This window comes from Bacteroides graminisolvens DSM 19988 = JCM 15093 (assembly GCF_000428125.1).
GTDB classification, from domain to species: Bacteria; Bacteroidota; Bacteroidia; order Bacteroidales; family Bacteroidaceae; genus Bacteroides; species Bacteroides graminisolvens.
The window spans coordinates 333,037-353,674 of the sequence record NZ_ATZI01000001.1; the positions used below are offsets into that span (position 1 = coordinate 333,037).

Consider the following 20,638-nt stretch of genomic DNA (forward strand, 5'->3'; position numbering starts at 1 on the left):
TTTTAAGGTGTTTGGCTCTTGTGAGGAGCAAGTCGTTGTGTTTATGCGTTGTTGAGAGAGAGCATCTCGTCAATGTACTGCCTGTTGTTGCTTAAACGGGGCACTTTGTGCTGCCCGCCCAGTTTGCCTTTTTCCTTCAGCCAGTCGTGAAACAATCCTTTGCGTGCAGGTATTACCTCCAGCGGTTGCAGAGCGATGTCTTTCCAGCGTTTCGCTTCGTAATCAGAGTTCAGCTCTTTCAGGGTACTGTCAAGTACGGAAGCAAAATGCTCAATGGAATCGGGCGTTTGGGCAAATTCAATAACCCATTGATGTCTACACTTGGCATTGGCATCCATGAATACGGGGGCGGCGGTATACTCACTCACCTGAGCGCCTGTTACGGAGCATGCCTTGGCAAGTCCTTTTTCGGCATTATCAATGATTAGCTCTTCGCCAAAGGCATTGATGAAATGCTTGGTGCGGCCCGTGATGACAAACTTATAAGGCTTGTTATTGGTGAACTTCACCGTGTCACCAATCATGTATCGCCATAATCCGCACGAGGTAGTGATAACCAGCGCGTAGTTTTTATGGAGTTCCACCTCTTCCAGACAAAACACTTTGGGGTTTTCTTTGCCGACTTCTTCCAGTGGAATGAATTCGTAGAATATGCCGTAGTCAATCATCAACAACATGGAAGGGTCTGCCGGATCATTCTGTGTACCGAAGTAACCTTCTGAGGCGTTATAAGTTTCCACATAGTGCATGTTGGGCGATTGAATCACTTGGTGGTATTGGTCGCGGTAAGGGGTGAAGCTTACGCCTCCATGGAAAAAGACTTCCAGATTGGGCCACACTTCTTCCAAATGCTGCTTTCCGGTTTTTTCGAGTATGCGTTTGATGAGTACCAGAAACCAGGAGGGAACTCCCGAAAGACTCGTCACATTGGTTTGAATCGTGCTGTTGGCAATGGCTTCTATCTTACTTTCCCATTCACTCATCAGCGCTATTTCCTTTTTAGGAACACGGATGAGGTTTACCAGCGGACTGACATTCTGTATCAGGATGGCCGATAAGTCGCCTACTAAACTGTGTCGGGAATTATGGTTGGGACTGTGACTGCCACCTAAGATCACTCCTTTGCCTGAGAAGAAACGGCTTTCGGGGTTCATCCGTAAGTAAAGGGCCACGGCATCGGCGCCTCCCTTGTAATGAATATCTTTAAGAGCTTCTTTGCTGACAGGAAGAAACTTGCTTTTGTCATTGGTGGTGCCCGACGACTTGGCAAACCAGCGTATCTCAGAAGGCCAGATGAGGTTCTTCTCTCCGGCACGCAAACGTTCTACGTAAGGCTTCACCTCTTCATAGGTCTGAACAGGCAGACGTCTTCTGAATTCATCGTAACTGGTAATACTTTTGTAATCGTACTTCTTGCCCCACTCGGTGTTTTGAGCTTCTTTAATTAGCCGGGTAAGCACCCTGCTTTGTATCTCACCCGCTTGTGTGGCATAAAGATCTATTTCTTTTAGTCGTGAATCAAAAAGTTTTCTTATTATCTTAGTGCTATTCATTACTTATTTTTGTAAAATAACGTTTGAATGTACAAAAGTAAGCTTATTTATCTTTTTTTTCTATCTTTACCACGAAAATATCGTTAAAACTATATGAGAATAGGTATATTGACTTCAGGTGGAGATTGTCCGGGTATCAATGCCACCATTCGTGGTGTGTGCAAGACGGCCATTCATCATTATGGTATGGAAGTGCTGGGCATACACAGTGGTTTTCAGGGCTTACTCGATAAAGATGTGGAGGTTTTTACCGATAAATCGTTGTCGGGCTTACTAAATCAGGGCGGTACTGTTTTGGGTACTTCGCGTGAAAAACCTTTCAAAAAGAAGGGCGTTCCTGCCGATGTAAACAAGCCTGCCCTTATTCAGCAGCATATCCGTGAGCTGGGTATTGATTGTGTGGTGTGCATTGGTGGTAATGGTACGCAGAAAACCGCTGCTAAGTTTGCTGCCATGGGCGTAAATATTGTGTCTGTTCCCAAAACGATTGATAACGATATTTGGGGTACGGATTCCTCTTTTGGCTTTGATACGGCTGTGACCATTGCTACAGATGCCATTGACCGTCTGCACTCAACGGCCAGTTCGCACAAGCGTGTTATGGTCATTGAAGTAATGGGGCACAAAGCCGGGTGGATTGCTCTTTATTCGGGCATGGCCGGAGGAGGTGACGTTATCTTGCTTCCCGAAATTCCTTATAAACTGGAGAATATTCGCGAAACCATTATGAACCGCATCAAAAGAGGTAAGCCTTATTCCATCGTTGTGGTAGCCGAAGGCATTCAAACGGACGGCAACAGGCGTGCGGCCGAGTTCATAGCTCAGGAAATAGAGCGTGAAACAGGGTTGGAAACTCGTGAAACCGTGCTGGGTTACATTCAACGGGGAGGATCGCCAACACCGTTCGACCGTAATTTGTCGACCCGAATGGGGGGACACGCCACCGAACTTATTGCCAATGGTGAATACGGACGCATGATTACGTTAGTAGGAAGTGAGATATCTTCTATACCTTTAGAGGAGGTAGCCGGTAAGCTAAAGCTGGTAACTGAAGAGCACGACTTAGTCGTTCAGGGACGAAGAATGGGTGTCTGCTTCGGATAATTGCGCCGGTTCACGTTCCGTATCCGACTCGATAGGCTGAGCAAGGGTGTTGTCTGCTGTGCTTGCTTCGGGAGTACCGGTAAGAGTGGTGCGGTCTATCTTTATGTTTTCTATGGAACTGATAAACTCCGGATTGGTCTTTATCTTCTTTAAAGCCATTTGAGCGGCATTCTGTTGCGACTCTTTCTTGGAATAGCCGGTGCCGGTGCCGGCAGATAATCCTTCAATCATGATTTCCGTTTGAAATACCGGATTGGAGTCTTGGTCGAGGAACTGTTCAATAAGCTCAAACGATACTTCCATCTTGCTCTTTTGGCTCCATTCAATCAGCTTTGACTTGAAGTTAACCTCCTTGCGCGACAGTTTATCGAGGTCGATGTACCGTTTGATGATTTTCTCTTCCAGAAACATCTTGCACTTATCATACCCCTGATCAATGTAGATAGCACCAACAAATGCTTCGAACGCATTGCCGTACATGTAACTGTTGTGCGAAGAAGTTCGGGTTGATGATTTGATTAGCTTGTCGAGTCCTATCTCAACGGCTAGTTTGTTGAGAGTTTCCCGCTGCACAATCTTTGAACGGGTATTGGTGAGAAAGCCTTCTCGCTTCCCTTCGAAATGAAGATATACAATATCGGCCACAACGGCATCAAGAATAGCATCTCCTAAAAACTCCAGACGCTCATTGTTTATGGGCTTTCCTTTGTCAGATCGTAGACTAGTTGATTTATGGAGAAGTGCTTGTTCGTAAATTTGTATGTCACGCGGAAAGAATCCGAGTATTCGGTAGAAACAAAAATAAGACTCTCTGTTCTTATTGAACAGGAGCCTTATCTTATCTATTTCATTGCGTAACACGATTTATTCAGCGTATTTCTTGAAAATAACACATGCGTTATGACCACCGAAACCAAAGGTGTTAGATAAAGCAACGTTTACTTCACGCTTTTGCGCTTGGCCAAATGTGAAGTTCAGATTGTAATCAATCTCAGCGTCGTTATCGCCTTCAGTAAAGTTGATGGTTGGAGGCACAATGCCATTCTTAATGGCAAGGATACTGGCAATAGCTTCTACTGCGCCGGCAGCACCCAATAAGTGACCGGTCATAGATTTGGTAGAACTGATATTCAGTTTGAAAGCCTGTTCGCCGAATACTTCTTTGATGGCTTTAGATTCTGATATATCACCAACCGGAGTAGATGTTCCGTGAACGTTGATGTAATCAACTTCTTCGGGCTGCATCTCTGCGTCTTCCAATGCATTCTTCATTACCAACTTTGCTCCCAAACCTTCGGGATGAGAAGCGGTAAGGTGATAAGCATCGGCAGACATACCGGCACCCACCAGCTCTGCATATATTTTTGCACCACGCGCTTTGGCATGTTCAAGTTCTTCCAGAATAAGGCAACCGCCACCTTCTCCCATCACAAATCCATCGCGTGAAGCGCTGAAAGGACGTGAAGCAGTTTCGGGAGAATCATTACGACTAGATATGGCGTGCATTGCACTGAAACCACCAACTCCACCGGGAGTTATTGCAGCTTCGGCACCGCCACCTACTATAATGTTGGCTTTGCCCAGACGGATCAGATTGAAAGCATCGGCTATTGCATTGGTTGATGTTGCACATGCAGAACATGTTGCGTAGTTAGGACCGTGGAATCCGTACAAGATAGAAATCTGCCCTGCGGCAATGTCGGAAATCATTTTGGGAATAAAGAAAGGATTGAATCTTGGTCCTTTGTCTTTGTTCGTATAATAATTACCTATTTCTTCTTCAAACGTAGTGATTCCTCCAATACCGGCGCCAAAAATAACACCGATTTTGTTTAAGTCTTCCTTTTCAACATCAAGACCAGAGTCAGTAACAGCTTCTTTAGCAACTGCAATGGCATACTGTGTGTACAGGTCCATCTTCCTTGCTTCTTTGCGGTCCATGTACTGAGTTGCATCGAAGTTCTTCACTTCGCAGGCAAACTGAGTCTTGAATAGCGATGCATCGAAATGAGTAATAGGCCCTGCTCCACTAACCCCGTTCACAAGATTCTCCCAGAATTCCGGAACGTTATTGCCAATGGGAGTAATGGCGCCAAGACCTGTTACTACGACTCTTTTTAATTCCATATTATGAAAAACAGATTACTTAGCGTGTTCTTCGATGTAAGACACAGCGTCACCTACAGTTCCGATCTTTTCTGCTTGATCATCTGGAATAGAGATACCAAATTCTTTTTCGAATTCCATGATAAGTTCAACAGTGTCAAGAGAATCAGCTCCTAAGTCGTTAGTGAAGCTAGCTTCGATTGTAACTTCTGATTCTTCAACGCCTAATTTATCAACGATAATCGCTTTCACTCTTGATGCAATTTCAGACATAACTTTAAGTTTTTAATTAATAATTAGTTTTATTTCTTTAAATTTGCGGTGCAAAGGAATAAATATTTATTGTTCTAAGCAAATATTTGATTAAATAAATGCAATCTTTTGCACAATTTTCACTATTGTGTGCAGAAACAGCTTGATTATGAAGAGAAATATAGCTATTTTAGCCTCCGGTTCGGGTACTAATGCCGAGAATATAATCCGTTATTTTAGTAAAAGCACGTCGGTTTGCATCAAATTGGTGCTCTCTAATAAGGAGGATGCCTATGTTTTAAGGCGTGCAGAGAGCTTAGGAGTACCTTCCAAGGTATTTCTGAAGGATCAATGGGCCGGCGGTGAAGCAATTCTTGCTTTATTAAAGGAGCTTGAAATAGACTTTGTGGTGTTGGCAGGCTTCTTAATCCGTGTGCCCGATGTTTTATTGCATGCTTATCCAAACAAAATTATAAATATTCACCCTTCTTTGTTGCCCAAGTATGGCGGAAAGGGGATGTACGGTGATCGGGTTCATGAAGCCGTAGTGGCGGCAGGTGAAGAGACGAGCGGCATCACCGTGCATTACGTGAATGAGCACTATGATGAAGGTGCGGTTATATTTCAGGCTACTTGTGCCGTATCTAAAGAAGATACCCCTTCTGATGTGGCGGCTAAGGTTCATGCATTAGAGTACGCTCATTATCCTCTTATTATAGAAGAGGTTGTTTCTATACGGTAAGCATCCGGCTCTCTTCTGAAAGGATAGTGTCCTCTTTGCTTCTCAAAATCTTCGGGATTAGCTTTCAGCGTCATGCTGTCTCTTTGCGGATTGTATATTTTCAATATAGCTTCTGAATAGGTGTTGGCAACCATAATATTGTTCTCGGGTGCAGGCGGGTTGATTTGATAAGTACCTTTCAGGTTGAAGAACTTGCATAGAGCGTCCAGAGACATACGCGTGGCGTTTGCCTTGCCGTCGGCAGAGTATCCTGCTATGTGAGGGGTTGCAATAAAAGCCCGGTTCATTAATTCGAGGTTGATGTGAGGTTCATTCTCCCAAACATCAATAATTGCATCACTTACTATCCCTTGGTTCATGGCATGAAGCAGTGCGTTGGTGTCAACCACTTCTCCTCTGGATGTATTTATTATAACAGGACTCTTTTTTAATGATTGAAAGAAGTCGGCACCTGCCAGGTGATATGTTTTGTATGCACCTTCATTATATAAAGGAGTATGGAATGTAATCACATCACATTCCTCGGCTAATTGTTGCAAACAAGAGAAGGCTGTTTCTTCTTCTTTTTCTTGTCGGGGCAGATCGTTGAGCAGCACTTTCAGACCCAGCTTTCTGGCAACGGTCTCTACTTTACTGCCTACATTACCCACTCCCACAATTCCTAGAGTCATCTTTGAGAGTTCTAATCCTTTCTCCTTTTCCAATAACAAAAGGGCCGACTCTATGTATTGGGCAACCGAACCGGAGTTGCATCCCGGCGCATTGGTCCAGGTAATTCCCTTCTCTTTGCAGTACGCCGTGTCTATATGGTCAAAGCCAATGGTTGCTGTAGCTATAAACTTCACGTTGCTTCCTTCCAGTAACTCTCTGTTGCAATGGGTTCGGGTACGTATAATTAAAGCGTCGGCGTTGCGAACTAATTCGGGGGTAAACAAGTTGCCTTCCACATACACCACTTCGTTGGCAAGTTGTTCAATGGCAGGACTGATATAGGGTATTTTATTATCGACAATTACTTTCATAACAAGATGACTATATATTATGTTGGGTTGCAAACGATAGGTACAAAAATAGGCCTTTTTAGTTGTTTTTCGATTAAATCGCTCATGAAATGCATGAAAAAAAGTATCACCAAGTATCACCAACCTTGCAATACTCTGATTACCAGATTTTTATGTGTGATACTTTACTAAAAAAAAGCCTCACCAAGTATCACCAAGTATCACCAACTTTTTTGCACCTATTCCTTACAAGTATATCACTATTTATCTTCTATATATAAGCTTTATAATAAGCATGCTTATGCAATTTATTTTGCAGGTGAGCTATTTTCGTCTCCACCCGGATGTACACAGTTTGTACATCCCCATGTACACGGTCTGTAGACCTGGGTGTACGAATACCCTACACCCGGGTCTACCCTGAATTTCTCCACGTGGAAACAGATTAAGGCAATGTTTGGCTTTAAAATATAGAATTTGCCAAGCAGATTATCCTCATTGTGTTATAAAAAACAGTAAAGGGTTGGTTGTATGGGAAATATTCTATAGTTTTGCCCGATGTATTTATATAAATAAGTTGATATTATGACATTTAGTAAGCTTTGCAATGAGATATTCTGGAAGGCAACGACAGATTATCATGTGACTGATAGTGTGGATGCACCAATGAATAACCCGTACGAACTGAAAACCATTGAGTATTATCTTTATCTAAAGAATTGGATTGATGCCGTGCAATGGCACTTTGAAGATATCATCCGCGACCCGCAAATTGATCCGGTTGAGGCTTTATCTTTAAAACGTAGAATTGATAAATCAAATCAGGATCGTACTGACCTCGTAGAGCTTATTGATAGTTATTTCCTAGATAAATACAAATCAGTTGAACCCTTGGCAGATGCCACCATCAACACGGAAAGTCCCGCTTGGGCTGTTGACCGCCTTTCTATCCTTGCGCTGAAAATATATCACATGCAACAGGAGGTTGATCGCGCAGATGTTACGGAAGAACACTTAAATCAGTGTAAAACCAAACTGAACATTCTGCTTGAGCAAAGAAAAGATCTTTCATCGGCTATTGATCAGCTGATTGAAGATATAGAGAACGGAAAGAAATACATGAAGGTATATAAACAGATGAAGATGTATAATGATCCGGCTCTGAATCCGGTTCTTTATGGTAAAAAATAATCAATGGCAAAGATTCTTGTTATCCGTTTCTCTGCTATAGGAGATGTTGCCATGTCTGTGCCCGTGATTCATTCATGGGCCAGTCAATACCCTCAACATCAGATTGTTTTTTTAAGCAGACCTTCATTAGCCCCTCTTTTTACAGAATTACCGAAGAATGTATCTTTTTATAATGCCGATTTAAAAGGTAAGCACAAAGGTATTGGGGGGTTGTACACACTTTTTAAAGAGTTGCAACAGATGAAATTTGATGTGGTTGCTGACCTGCATCATGTTTTAAGAAGTAAAGCTCTTGCTTTTTTGTTTCGTTTGGCGGGAACTAAAGTTTGCTCTATTAATAAAGGTCGGTGGGCCAAGAGGAAGCTTGTGCGTAAGCGCAATAAGATATTGGTTAATCAAAAAAGCTCTTTTACACGTTATGCAGAAGTTTTTGAGAAAGCAGGCTATCCGGTTTTGCTGAATTTCACTTCGTTGTACGGAGATAGCAAAGGAAATCTAGAGGCTGTTCAACACATCGTTGGACAAAAAGGAACTCAGAAATGGATTGGAATAGCTCCGTTCGCAAAACATAAAGGCAAAATATACCCTTTAGAGCTGCAAGAAAAGGTTGTTGCACACTTTGCTGCGAACCCTGAAGTAAGGGTTTTCTTATTTGGAGGCGGTAAAGAAGAGGAGAACTGTTTTGTCGAATGGGTGAATAAATATCCTGCGGTAGTATCTTTAGCGGGAAAGTTAAACATGTCTACCGAACTGGCTCTGATGAGTCATCTGGATGTGATGCTGTCAATGGATTCGGCCAATATGCACCTCGCTTCATTGGTTAATATACCTGTTGTATCCGTCTGGGGCGCAACACATCCGTATGCAGGTTTTATGGGTTGGAAGCAGTTGCCCACAAATGCCATTCAGCTCGATATGCCCTGTCGTCCTTGTTCCGTATTTGGACAAAAGCCTTGTTATCGAGGTGATTATGCTTGTTTGAATGATATTAAACCCGAGAAGGTGATTGAGAAGATTGAAGGAATTATTTTTTGATACTTTATTTATTCTCTTGTTTATTGTAATTTGATTATGAGAAAGGAATATGACTATTTAATTGTGGGTGCCGGTCTGTATGGAGCAGTCTTCGCTCGCCAGATGATGGATGCCGGTAAACGTTGCCTCATAATAGATAAACGTAACCATATAGGTGGAAATATCTCTTGTGAAGATGTTGATGGCATACATGTTCATAAGTATGGAGCGCACATTTTTCACACAGACAATAGAGACGTTTGGAGTTACGTGAATCGCTTTGTTGAATTTAACAGATTCACCAATTCTCCTTTGGCATTTTACAAAGGTTCCTTGTATAATTTACCTTTCAACATGAATACTTTCAACAAACTTTGGGGCGTTAATACCCCCCAGGAAGCTAAAAAGAAAGTAGAAGAGCAATGTGCTGAATTTGCTCATATTGAGAACCCGGCAAATTTAGAAGAACAAGCACTCAAACTGTGCGGAACTGATATTTACTATACATTTATCAAAGGTTATACGGAGAAACAATGGGGTCGGTTGGCCACTGAATTACCCGCTTTTATCATTAAAAGAATTCCTTTCCGCTTTACTTACGATAATAATTATTTTAATGATCCGTTTCAAGGAATTCCTCATGGCGGATATAATAGTCTGATTGCAGCATTGATTGATGGCTCTGATATTAGACTTAATACCGATTTTTTTTCGGACAGAACGGCCTTAAGTGACTTGGCAGATAAAGTATTGTTTACCGGTTGCATTGATGAATATTTTGATTATCAACTGGGGAAGTTGGAATATAGAAGCCTGGTTTTCGAACACGAGTGTTTATCCATACCTGATTTTCAGGGCAATGCTGTGGTGAATTACAATGAAAAGGAAATCCCTTTTACACGAATCATTGAACATAAACATTTTGAATTTGGAACGCAGTCTCATACGGTTATTACTCGTGAATACCCCGCTGACTTTACCGGTAAGAACGAACCTTATTATCCGGTGAATGATGACTTAAACTCTACATTATACAAGGCATATAGGGATATGGCTAATCAAGAAAAGCATGTTTTATTTGGCGGACGTCTGGCTCAATATGCTTATTTTGATATGGATGATACAGTAAATGCGGCACTTTTGATGGCAAAAGAGGAGTGTAAACTAATTTAAAAAAAGAAGGATAGCTATGATATGTTATTTGTCGAAAAATTACAAAGGTACCCATAGTGCCGGAAACAAAGCGAAAACGGATATTGAAAAAATCATGTCCGATTTAGGCTATCGCAATGTTGGTCTTCCTCAAAGCACGTATACAAATAGCATTTTATCCTTCGTCGTGACTTTGGTAGGGGTATTAAAATCTTTTTTCTCATTGCATAGAGGAGATTATCTTGTTTTGCAATATCCGTTAAAGAAATATTATACGTTGGTTTGTTGCATAGCTCATGTTAAGGGCTGCAAGGTTATAACTATAATACACGATTTAGGCAGTTTTCGAAGACAAAAACTAACAGTTGAGCAAGAAATAAAACGGCTCAATCATTCCGATTATGTCATAGCCCACAATTCGTCTATGTTAAACTGGTTAGTCGAAAAAGGATGCAAGGCTCAGATGGGTTCGTTGCAGTTATTTGATTACTTGTCGCAAACACAGGCAACGTGGCAAAAACGCTCCTCGGGTGCTCCATATAAGGTGTTATATGCAGGTGGTTTGGCCTCTCGCAAAAATAATTTTTTATATGAAGTAGAGAAATATATCAAATCATATTCTTTTGTCCTTTATGGAAATGGTTTTGAAGCTGATAAGATTCAGCATAAAGCGTTTTTTGAATATAAAGGATTTATTCCTTCGGATTCGCTCATTGCTTCCGCTCAGGGTGATTTTGGACTGGTGTGGGATGGAGACTCCGTAGATGAATGTTCAGGTAATTTCGGAGAATACCTTCGATATAATAACCCCCATAAAACTTCTCTTTACATCCGATGTGGTTTACCTGTTATTATTTGGGAAAAAGCGGCTTTAGCTTCATTTGTTTCTCAACATCAAATAGGAATCTGTGTGTCTTCATTGCGTCATTTGGATGATATTTTATCGAATATTTCAGAGGATGAGTATGCGCAAATGAAGGAGAAGGTACGTATGGTAAATGATAAACTGATGAGTGGAGCGTTTTTAAAAGAAGCACTCAATCAGGCAGTTCAACTAATTTCTTAATGAATTATACATCAAAATATTAGTTATATGAAAGTCACTATCAATCCGAAGTTTGAATATTTACGTTCTTTCATCGAAAAGCTACCCTGTTCTTTCGATCAGGAAGGTAAACTTATTTATTCAGGTCGGAACCAAATCAAAGTTTTTAGTACCGGTGACTTGCTCATTAACGTAAAACGATACGGGGTGCCGTCTTTATTTAATCGGATTATTTATTCTTATTTTCGGCCTTCCAAAGGGTTTAGAGCTTTTACTTATCCACAAATGTTGTTAGCAAAAGGCTTTCAGACTCCCCACCCGGTAGCTTATGTAGAAGAAGAAAGTTTTGGTTTGATTAAGCATTCTTATTTTGTAAGTATTCAATGTCCGTATAAACGCAAATTTTATGAGTTTGGTGATGCCGATATTGAAGAGTGTAAAGATGTGGTAAAGGCATTTGCTCAGTATACAGCTCGTTTGCATGAAGCGGGCATTTTACATCGCGATTACTCTCCCGGTAATATACTTTTTGATAAAATAGATGGTGAATACCAATTTTCACTGGTTGATATAAACAGAATGAGTTTTGGAGTCGTTGATATACGTAAAGGATGTGCTAATTTTGCCCGTTTGTGGGGGCAAATTCCTTTCTTTGAGTATTTGGCAAAAGAATATGCATTGGCAAGGGGAGCCGATGAAGCAGAATGTACACGTTTAATTCTTGCATACAGAAAGAAATTCTGGAAAAGATTTGCCAGTAAGCACCGAATTAAATACAAATTAGAATTTTAGATATACCTAATAAGGAGCTGTTATCGTGAATATAATTCCAAATATGCTATGGCGTTTATTTTTTTTATATACCTTTGTGCCCATAATTTAACGAAAATGCAAATCTTATTATTTTTATGGAGAATGCTGAACTTAGATATACTATAATGATATGTTATGTGTCTGTTTACATTATTTCTTTATTTAATAATTACATTAGTTTATTCTGGTTTAGGCTTTTATCACCATTGTAGTTATGAATTGTGTACGAAGTTAAACTATATAATGTTTAGAAAATGAAGATTGTCCTTTTTTGTGAAAACCTATACGCTATTGATATTCTGATGCCTATACATAAAGAAGCATTGTTGATGGATAGCACTTCTGTTTTGTGGTATGTGCATGCGCCTAAAATATCCCACTTTCCGTTAGATGATGAACTCCGTTACACAACTTCTATTCAGGATGTTTATGATTTCTCTCCGGATGTGATTTTTGTTCCCGGAAACATCGTTCCTTATTACTTGCCTGGAGTAAAAATTCAAATATTTCACGGATATGCAGCCGAGAAAAAAGATCATTGGGTAATCAGGAGGTACTTTGATTTATACCTTACTCAAGGTCCTTTTTTTACAAGAAAGTTTACTGAATTGTCTCAAAAGTACAAAGATTTCTCTGTGGTTGAAACCGGCTGGTCTAAACAAGACTGGATTCAAAAGCATCGTAATGATTTTGATGTGGAGAAAAAGGAGCTTTTGGCTAATCATAAAAGAGGCAAACTGTTGTTATATGCACCTACTTTCTCTAAATCTTTAACTTCTTTGCCTCATATAAAGACCGAATTAGTCAATCTGGTACATCAAGAAGATGTGGTTTTGTTAATCAAATTGCATCCGTTAACCAAGCAGGAATGGGTGGATGAGTATAAGCAACTGGCAACTCAGGAAGAGCATATTGTGTGGCTTGATGATTTTGATGTAACAAAGGCGCAGCTTATGGCCGATGTGATGATCAGCGACACTTCATCTACTGTGTATGAGTTCCTTCTGCTTGATAAGCCGGTCATAACTTTACGTACCATTGCAAAGGATATCTATTGGAATAATATTGAAGATCCGTCTTTGCTAATCGATGCCTATCAAAATATTGACAATAAAGAAATTGCTGACAAAAGGAAGTGGGTCATGCAAAATTATGATCCATATACAGACGGACAAGTTTGCCGTCGTATGCTTGATGCAGCTGCTCGCTATATTGAACAACACGGGGTACCCCGAGAACGAAAGTTGAATATATGGCGTAAATATACCAGCATTAAAACGTTTGGAAGAATAAAGAAATGAAGAATCAATTCAACATGCAAGATCCCGAGTTTTTCAAAGAAGAACTAAGAGATGGATATTTAGTTTCAGAGAAAATGAAAAGAGTTTGGGCCTGCGAGCTTGATCTTTTAAATCTGCTACTTAAAGTTTGTGAGAAATATAATTTGAAATGCTGGGCTGATTCAGGAACCTTATTAGGTACTGTTAGGCATAAAGGTTTTATTCCGTGGGATGATGATATTGATATGGTTATGTTTAGAGATGATTACGACAAACTCTGTGAAGTAGCTGGTGAAGAATTTAAAGAACCCTATTTTTTTCAGACAATTTATACTGATAAATACTATGGAAACCGGCATGCGCAAATAAGAAACTCGTCAACATCAGCGATCACTAATAGCCGTTTTAAATTTAATCAAGGTATCTTTATTGATATTTTTGTGTATGATGGTGTATGTGATACTCCTCGTCTGCTTAAGAAGCAACTTTTTAAAGCTAATTTTTACAAACAAATGGTTAAAGCATCAATTAAATTATTGATGAAGTTACCTGAAAATGTATATCGTAATATTTCTTGGGAAAGGAAGCTTTATAGCCGATATGAGAACGTATTAAAAGAGTATCCGATTGCGAACACAGAACTTATTGCGCATCTCTCGTTGAGCTATAAAGTTAGAATAAAAAATAAATCTTTTTATGATGAGACTTTGCTTTTGCCTTTTGAGCATATATTGATTCCTGTGCCTAAAGACTATGATAGAATTCTGCGGATTGATTTTGGAGAGTATATGACTCCAGTTCAGGCACCCACTTTACATGGTGCTCTTTTGTTTGATACTGAGACAAGTTATAAGTTGTTGTTAAAAAAATAAAAATACGTACTATGAAATCTTATGTATTTCCCGGAGATATTGAAGAAGATATACTCCGAATCAGCGGACAACCGTTTCCGTATATGCGAACTAGGCTTTTTTCTGAGTTGGTAAAAGACTCAGAGCAGATGTTATTATCGTTAATAGGTTGCCCAAATGGTCGGGTTATTCCGTATACAGCCTCGGGAACAGCCGCTATGGAGGCTGTTGTTGCTAATTTTGTTTCAACCAAGCAAAAGGCTTTTGTCATTGCCGGCGGGTCGTTTGGCATGCGCTGGAAAAACTTGTGTGATTACTATCAGTGTCCTGCCGATGTTTTTCATGTTGACTTTGCTAAGGATATTGATTATAATGCTTTGGAGGAGGCAATAAGGGTTTCGCAACCCGAGGTGTTGTTGTGTCAGCATCATGAAACGTCAACGGGTATGTTATATAATTTATCCAACATATCAGCTATTTGTAAAAAGTACGAAGTCTTTTTAATAGTTGATGTTATCAGTTCTTTCTTGACGGATCCGCTCAATATGGATGAACTGGGTATTGATGTATGTATTACTAGCAGCCAGAAAGGGTTGAATATAGTACCCGGCTTGTCGTTTGTGATTCTTTCCGAACGGATGCTGCATCAAGAATTTGTTCATAAAGGATTCTATCTTGATTTTAATGAAAATCTGACTAACTTAAAGAGAGGACAAACACCGTATAGTCCTGCTACAAGCCTGTTTATGCAGTTGCGTGCTCGCTTAAACATGTATGTACAAATAGGAGTGGAGCAGCTAATTGAGAGCCGTAAGCAAAAAGCTCAATATTTCAGGTCGCTTTGTGCCCAAAACGGCTGGGAAATGCCGGTTGAAGTTCCTTCGAACTGCATTACAGGTTTTTTCGTCCATCACAATGGCGATCATCTGTTTGAAGAACTTCTGAAGCAAGATATTTATATTATGCCAGGAGGAACACCTCATTATTTTAGGGTTTCGCATATTGGTTTGCAATCTGTTGAAGAACTCGATGATTTGGCTAGACGAATTAAAGTAATTGAACAAATGAACTTCTGATAATGGATAATGAAAATAAAAAAATAAGAGTATTTACATCGGGAAGCTTCGACTTGTTTCATGTGGGGCATTTAAATATTCTTGAAAAATCAGCTGCCCTGGGCGATGAACTAATCGTTGGGGTCAGTACAGACGAACTTATAGAACAATATAAAGGGATGAACCCCGTCATTCCTTTTGAACAACGCTTTCGGATAATATCTTCACTAAGGTGTGTCACTAAAGTGGTTAAACAAGTGAAGCTCACTGAAATAGCTCAATTAAAAAAAGAACAGATAGACATTGTGACTATTGGTGATGATTGGGAACATAAATATCTTGAAGGCTTGGAATGGATGAAATCACAGCCTGACAAAAAGGTAATTTATTTCCCTTATACACCGGGCGTTAGCACAACCAGTATTAAGAAATGTATTATCGAATGCACCAATCAGATTGTTCAGGCGGCTTTACAGCGTGAGGCAGCGCTAGACTATAATTGGAAGGAAGATGAGAAAATTGGTTCTTCGTCACTTTAGGTGCAGTTTTTGAAGCTTTATTTTTCTTGTATTTATCTGATTATCAGTAGTTTATTATGATAAAATAAGTTGCAGATACGCCTTGTTTTTTGTATCTTTATGAGTACCAATCCTAAAGATGACATGGACAAGAGCATATCTACAACATTCAAATATAAATCAAAGCAAGTAAATAACAAAATTTTTGGAAGCTCTTTATTTAAATCCTTCCGATTCACGATAAACGTTCCGGGTTTAAAAGTAGGCCTGATAGAGGAATTTCACTCTTTTATCAGGGTAAAACTGCATTCTAATACAAGTAGGGCCCAATGTCCGTATTGCCACCGGTACAGCAAGCATAAACATAGCCACTATATTCGTCATCTCCAAGATATACCTGTCTATGATCGCACCCTGCTATTAGAAGTTCAAGTAGGCAAATACCGTTGCGGGAATTCCGGCTGTGAACGTAAGATATTTGCAGAAAGATTACCGGATATTTGTCATCCTTATGCTCGTAATACCCTTTCTGCAGAGAAACAGATCCTATGGGTTTCGCTTAACTCCTCCGCCTTGCGAGCCTCTTCGCTGCTTGGGCTTTTGCACATCACCTCCAGTGCTTCGAGCTGCTTAAGACTCCTTCACCGTCAGGGAAAAGAGAACCCCTGTTGCCAGAGTACTTATGTGGGTATTGATGATTTTGCTTGGAAGAAAGGTCACATTTATATGAGTGTAGTGGTGGATCACTTGACGGGCAAACCTGTTGCGGTATTGAATGAACGTGGTGGTGAAACGGTAGAACAATGGTTTAGTAAGAACCCCCAGATTCAATATATCACCCGGGATCGCGGACCATCTTTTATTGAAGCTATCAATCGGTCCATTCCCAATGCTACCCAAATTTGCGACCGTTTTCATTTAATAAAGAACATGATAGACACAGCAACCCTCCAAGTTGCTGCCTTGTTAAAGAAACCATCCAAGTGCTTATATCATCAATACCCAACAAAAGAAGAAGCAGAAGATATGATCTTGGAGGCTATCTTTCATATGGGTAAGGCCCAACACAGAAATAAACTTCAAACGTATCAGAAAAGTTTAAAACTCAAATCCTTGGGATATACCATATTAGAAATAGCCAATGAATTAGGGAAAACAACCCGACAGATCTATTTGATAATGCACAATAGAAAGTTATCTTCTTACATGAATCCTGATCAGAAACTGGCTCTGAAGCATACACAAGAACTTGCAGGGATCATCAGTAACGGGTACATTGATGTGTATGCCATTGCCAAGCAGATGAAAGGAGTATTAGGAACTGCTCTTATTGCCAAAATAACGTGTACCTTGCGTAAAAAATATAAAGACAACAGAAGGCAGGTGCGTCAAACAAACCGGAAAGTAAAAGATGAAAATGAAAGCTGTAAACTATCAAAAGCCCAGATAAGAAAGCTTCTATTAGGGGACAGCAGCAATACACTCAGACAAGAAGATCAACCATCCATTCAGATCAAAGCATTAGTTGATTTATGCAGAGAGTTCAGAAGCATCATAAACGGAAAAGGTCAGGTGAATGATTTGGAGAAGTGGATTCTAAAAACCAAAAAATCACCTAATAAGGCCTTGAGGAACTTTGCATATGGTATTGCAAAAGAAAAAGAGGCCATACAGGCAGCCATAGATATTCCATTAAGCAATGGACGGGCAGAGGGGACCGTCAATAAAATAAAAGGAATAAAAAGGCAAATGTATAATAGAGCAGGCATAAGCCTGCTCAGAGCCAAAGTATTATATGAATCGGGATAAAGTTGCACCTAAAGTGACGAAGAACCAGAAAATTTCAGTATACTAAATATGCCGTTCATAAACTGATTATACATAAAATAGCATAAGCATGAATGCAGTATCTCAAAAATATTGTATTTAACTTTATATATCTAATAACAATTTTCATACTATGCATACGAGCTTATTAATATCTACTTATAACTGGAAAGAGGCCCTAAAAGCCTGTCTGCAAAGTGTTTTTAATCAAAGCATATTACCTGATGAAATTCTTATTGCCGATGATGGTTCACAAGATGGTACTAAGGAAATGATTCGAGAAATGAAACTTCAAACCCAAATACCCATCATACACGTTTGGCATCAAGACAAAGGGTTTCGTGTGGCTGCTATTCGTAATAGAGCCATTGAAATGGCTAAGGGTGACTATATTATTCAAATTGACGGAGATGTCATTCTCCATAAGTATTTTATTGCAGATCATTTGGAATTGGCAGAAAGGGGATACTTTGTCTGCGGCAGCAGGGTGTGGCTACGTGAAGAGACTACTGACCAAATTTTAAAAGGGGATATAATGCAACCGTCATGTTTTAAAGAAGATTTGCGTTTTGCACTCAATGGATTAAGGTCCAAAATGCTTCGGAATTACTTGGCTAAACGGTATGGACAGAATAAAATATCTCGTTTAAGAGGGTGCAATATGGCTTTTTGGCGAGACGACTTACTGAAGGTGAACGGGTATAACGAAGATTTGACCATGTGGGGGCAGGAAGATACTGTGATGGCTTATCGTTTAATTCATTCCGGAGTGAAGAAGAAATTCTTGAAAATGGGAGGAGTACAGTATCACTTGTATCATACAAAAGCTTCCAGAGAACGATTGATGTACCACAACATGGTTTTGAGAAAGGTAATTATTCAACGCACGGCATGGTGTGCCAACGGAATAAATAAAGGAATGAATTTGGCAAAAAGTATTTAAACTATATATGATTAACATCGTTTGTAACATAGATGATACCTATGTGGACTTTTGTAAACTGATGCTTCTGGGATTATTTAAAAATAATCCGGATGAAGAGTTTACTGTATATGTCATTGAAACCCAGGTTAAAGAGTCGGCAAATAAAAAAATTAAGGAACTGGAATCAACTTTTCGTGTTGACATAGTCTTTTGTGAAGTTCCATATTCTTTTATTGAAAATTATCCTATTAAAGAACAAGATCATTTAAGTCTGGCGGCTTATTTGCGCATTTTTATTTCTGATTTGTTGCCTCAAACTGTAGACAAAGTGCTTTATCTGGATTGTGATTTATTGATCATGGACTCAATTGCCGATTTATGGAATATCGATTTAGAAGAGTTTGCTGTGGCGGCTGTGGAAGAGAGGCCTCCGTTTGATGTAGAGTCGCCTCGTACCCTTGGCTATCCGGAGTCTTATTCGTATTTTAACTCGGGAGTAATGCTTATTAATCTCAAATATTGGAGAAAGCTTCAATTATCAAAAGCGTGTCAGGAATATATTTCTGAGAACTTCGATAAAATAGAGTTGCATGATCAAGATGTACTCAATGCTTTGCTTTACGATAAAAAGAAACTTCTTCCGATTCGTTGGAATCTGATGGATTTTTTCCTTTTTACCAAACTCGATATTCAGAAGAGAAGGCTGAATGATCTGTGTGCCGCTTTTGAGAAACCGGCCATAGTACATTTTACAGGAAGGAGGAAACCTTGGGTGCATAATTGTGATAGTCCGTTCAGAAAAAGATATGTTCAATTGGCAAGGGAGTATAATTGTCATGTTGTACCTGTTGTGGTTTCTGCTCATTATTACATCAGATATTACTGGTATCTGTTTTTAAGGGCATGCAAATTAAAACGTAAGAAGGTTCTTACAGCATCGGATATCAACCAAATCATCACTGATCCTCAAAAATCGCTGATTTTACTCAATAATAAAACCCGATAATGAAGAAAAGAAAAGTTGCTTTTTTGCATGTTTCTTTCCCTGACGGAGGAGCCGAAAGGATAACGATGGATATAATAAATTATATCTCTTCTTTTAACTACGAATCATATATTTTCACTTGTAATTTAGAATCGGAAAAATTACCGACTGAGTCTGTAAATAGTTTTAAGCCTTTATTGCTACCCGATTCAACGAACGTTGATTCTGTTGAGAATGCTGATTTTATCATTTATTCTTTAGATAAGAATGAGATTGATATTTTTATTTTGCCTCATTATGAGTTAGTTACGTTAAGTTACATTCGTAGCCGTACACATTGCAAAATTGTTTTTGCACATCATGGCGTGCCGCTTTGGGAGGTTGAGAATGAGCTTTCAATTATGAAAAGAAAATCTGCACGAAACTTTCCGAAAAAGCTGGAGTGGCATTTATTACGTTATCCTAAATACAAACTGCTAGGCAAGTTTGAAAAGAAGTACTTGGAGAAATATCGTAAGATATATGATACGGTTGATGCTTATACGGTTTTGTGTGATGAGTATAAAAAGAAGCTGATCTCTAAACTGGGAGTACAATCTGAAAATAATAAAATACGGGTGATTCATAATTCGGAAAGGCCTGTTACAGAGGTGAATCTAAATAAGAAGAAACAAATTCTGTTTGTAGGTAGAATGACTTATGCGGATAAGAGAATTGACCGGTTACTGAAGATATGGGAACTGGCTTGTTCTGATTTACCCGATTGGGAGCTGGTATTGGTGGGAGATGGTCCCGAACGTGCTACTTTACAGCAAAAAGCTGTTGAGATGGAGTTGCCCCGGATTTCGTTTGAAGGATACTCAAACAAAGTTGGAGAGTATTACAGTCAAGCCACGGTGTTATGTTTGACATCCACATTTGAAGGGTGGGGGTTATGTCTTACAGAGGCTCAGGCACATGGGGTTATTCCATTTGCGTTTGGCTGTTCTGCGGGCGTAAAAGAAATATTGTCGCCATCGGGAGTCAACGGGTACATTATTCCTCCGTTTTCTATTAGAAAATATGCCCGATCACTTGTTGCATTATTAAATAATCCCTCAAGGATAAAAGAAATGCAGATGAATGTGATTCAAAAATCAAAGAAATATTCAACAGAAGCAGTCGGACTCTCCTGGCTATGCTTGTTTGATAGTTTGTTCGTGTCTCAAAAATAATAATTATAAC

General features: G+C 39.6%; 18 protein-coding genes and 2 pseudogenes. 15 read left to right on the forward strand and 5 right to left on the reverse strand.

Annotation, left to right across the window (positions count from 1 at the left end; genetic code table 11):
- Positions 1-41 precede the first annotated feature (41 nt).
- Complete coding sequence (locus C511_RS0101325; RefSeq protein WP_024995439.1) at positions 42-1,553, reverse strand: GH3 auxin-responsive promoter family protein; 1,512 nt, start codon at positions 1,551-1,553, stop codon at positions 42-44.
- A 93-nt stretch (positions 1,554-1,646) separates the two neighbouring features.
- On the opposite strand from C511_RS0101325, the gene C511_RS0101330 reads away from it, so the two are divergent.
- Positions 1,647-2,657 (forward strand): ATP-dependent 6-phosphofructokinase, encoded by a 1,011-nt coding sequence (locus tag C511_RS0101330; protein ID WP_024995438.1) that lies wholly within the window; start codon positions 1,647-1,649, stop codon positions 2,655-2,657.
- Here C511_RS0101330 and rnc read toward each other — a convergent pair.
- From rnc to C511_RS0101345, 3 genes and pseudogenes are all read right to left on the reverse strand, one after another.
- A pseudogene (gene rnc, locus C511_RS0101335) lies at positions 2,616-3,565 on the reverse strand (ribonuclease III). The gene C511_RS0101330 and the pseudogene rnc overlap by 42 nt on opposite strands.
- Complete coding sequence (fabF, locus tag C511_RS0101340; RefSeq protein WP_024995437.1) at positions 3,522-4,784, reverse strand: beta-ketoacyl-ACP synthase II; 1,263 nt, start codon at positions 4,782-4,784, stop codon at positions 3,522-3,524. Before fabF ends, rnc begins: the two are co-directional and overlap by 44 nt.
- A gap of 15 nt (positions 4,785-4,799) precedes the next feature.
- Entirely contained in the window at positions 4,800-5,036 is a 237-nt protein-coding gene (locus tag C511_RS0101345; RefSeq protein WP_024995436.1) for an acyl carrier protein, read from the reverse strand.
- Between the two features lie 98 nt (positions 5,037-5,134).
- Here C511_RS0101345 and purN point away from each other — a divergent pair.
- Positions 5,135-5,757 (forward strand): annotated as a pseudogene (purN, locus tag C511_RS0101350) (phosphoribosylglycinamide formyltransferase).
- Here purN and pdxB read toward each other — a convergent pair.
- A complete protein-coding gene (pdxB, locus tag C511_RS0101355) occupies positions 5,718-6,779 on the reverse strand; it encodes a 4-phosphoerythronate dehydrogenase PdxB (protein ID WP_024995435.1) in 1,062 nt (353 codons plus the stop codon). The pseudogene purN and the gene pdxB overlap by 40 nt on opposite strands.
- 564 nt (positions 6,780-7,343) lie before the next feature.
- Here pdxB and C511_RS0101360 point away from each other — a divergent pair.
- The 13 genes from C511_RS0101360 to C511_RS0101420 all read left to right on the forward strand — a co-directional run bounded on the left by C511_RS0101360 (position 7,344) and on the right by C511_RS0101420 (position 20,628).
- Complete coding sequence (locus C511_RS0101360; protein WP_024995434.1) at positions 7,344-7,949, forward strand: DUF4254 domain-containing protein; 606 nt, start codon at positions 7,344-7,346, stop codon at positions 7,947-7,949.
- A gap of 3 nt (positions 7,950-7,952) precedes the next feature.
- Positions 7,953-8,984, forward strand: a complete 1,032-nt coding sequence (locus C511_RS0101365; protein WP_024995433.1) for a glycosyltransferase family 9 protein — start codon at positions 7,953-7,955, stop codon at positions 8,982-8,984.
- A gap of 36 nt (positions 8,985-9,020) precedes the next feature.
- Complete coding sequence (gene glf, locus C511_RS0101370) at positions 9,021-10,136, forward strand: UDP-galactopyranose mutase (RefSeq protein WP_034781186.1); 1,116 nt, start codon at positions 9,021-9,023, stop codon at positions 10,134-10,136.
- A gap of 16 nt (positions 10,137-10,152) precedes the next feature.
- Entirely contained in the window at positions 10,153-11,181 is a 1,029-nt protein-coding gene (locus tag C511_RS0101375) for a galactofuranosyltransferase (RefSeq protein WP_024995432.1), read from the forward strand.
- 27 nt (positions 11,182-11,208) lie between these two features.
- Positions 11,209-11,952: a lipopolysaccharide kinase InaA family protein gene (locus tag C511_RS0101380; RefSeq protein ID WP_024995431.1), complete on the forward strand. Its 744-nt coding sequence runs from the start codon at positions 11,209-11,211 to the stop codon at positions 11,950-11,952.
- Positions 11,953-12,227: 275 nt separating this feature from the next.
- Positions 12,228-13,274 (forward strand): CDP-glycerol glycerophosphotransferase family protein, encoded by a 1,047-nt coding sequence (locus C511_RS0101385; RefSeq protein WP_027317684.1) that lies wholly within the window; start codon positions 12,228-12,230, stop codon positions 13,272-13,274.
- A complete protein-coding gene (locus C511_RS0101390; RefSeq protein ID WP_024995430.1) occupies positions 13,271-14,125 on the forward strand; it encodes a LicD family protein in 855 nt (284 codons plus the stop codon). The genes C511_RS0101385 and C511_RS0101390 overlap by 4 nt, the downstream gene beginning before the upstream one ends.
- Positions 14,126-14,136: 11 nt before the next feature.
- A complete protein-coding gene (locus tag C511_RS0101395; RefSeq protein ID WP_024995429.1) occupies positions 14,137-15,180 on the forward strand; it encodes a pyridoxal-phosphate-dependent aminotransferase family protein in 1,044 nt (347 codons plus the stop codon).
- A gap of 2 nt (positions 15,181-15,182) precedes the next feature.
- Positions 15,183-15,698, forward strand: coding sequence for an adenylyltransferase/cytidyltransferase family protein (locus tag C511_RS0101400; protein WP_024995428.1), 516 nt, complete (start codon positions 15,183-15,185; stop codon positions 15,696-15,698).
- 99 nt (positions 15,699-15,797) lie between these two features.
- Entirely contained in the window at positions 15,798-17,486 is a 1,689-nt protein-coding gene (locus C511_RS0101405) for an ISL3 family transposase (protein WP_051260426.1), read from the forward strand.
- Between the two features lie 151 nt (positions 17,487-17,637).
- Positions 17,638-18,447 carry a glycosyltransferase family 2 protein gene (locus C511_RS0101410; RefSeq protein ID WP_024995426.1) on the forward strand — a complete coding sequence of 270 codons (810 nt, stop codon included), beginning with the start codon at positions 17,638-17,640 and terminating at the stop codon, positions 18,445-18,447.
- 7 nt (positions 18,448-18,454) lie between these two features.
- On the forward strand, positions 18,455-19,435 hold the full coding sequence (locus C511_RS15980; protein ID WP_024995425.1) for a glycosyltransferase family 8 protein: 981 nt from the start codon (positions 18,455-18,457) through the stop codon (positions 19,433-19,435).
- Entirely contained in the window at positions 19,435-20,628 is a 1,194-nt protein-coding gene (locus C511_RS0101420) for a glycosyltransferase (protein WP_024995424.1), read from the forward strand. Before C511_RS15980 ends, C511_RS0101420 begins: the two co-directional genes overlap by 1 nt.
- The last annotated feature ends 10 nt before the right edge of the window (positions 20,629-20,638 follow it).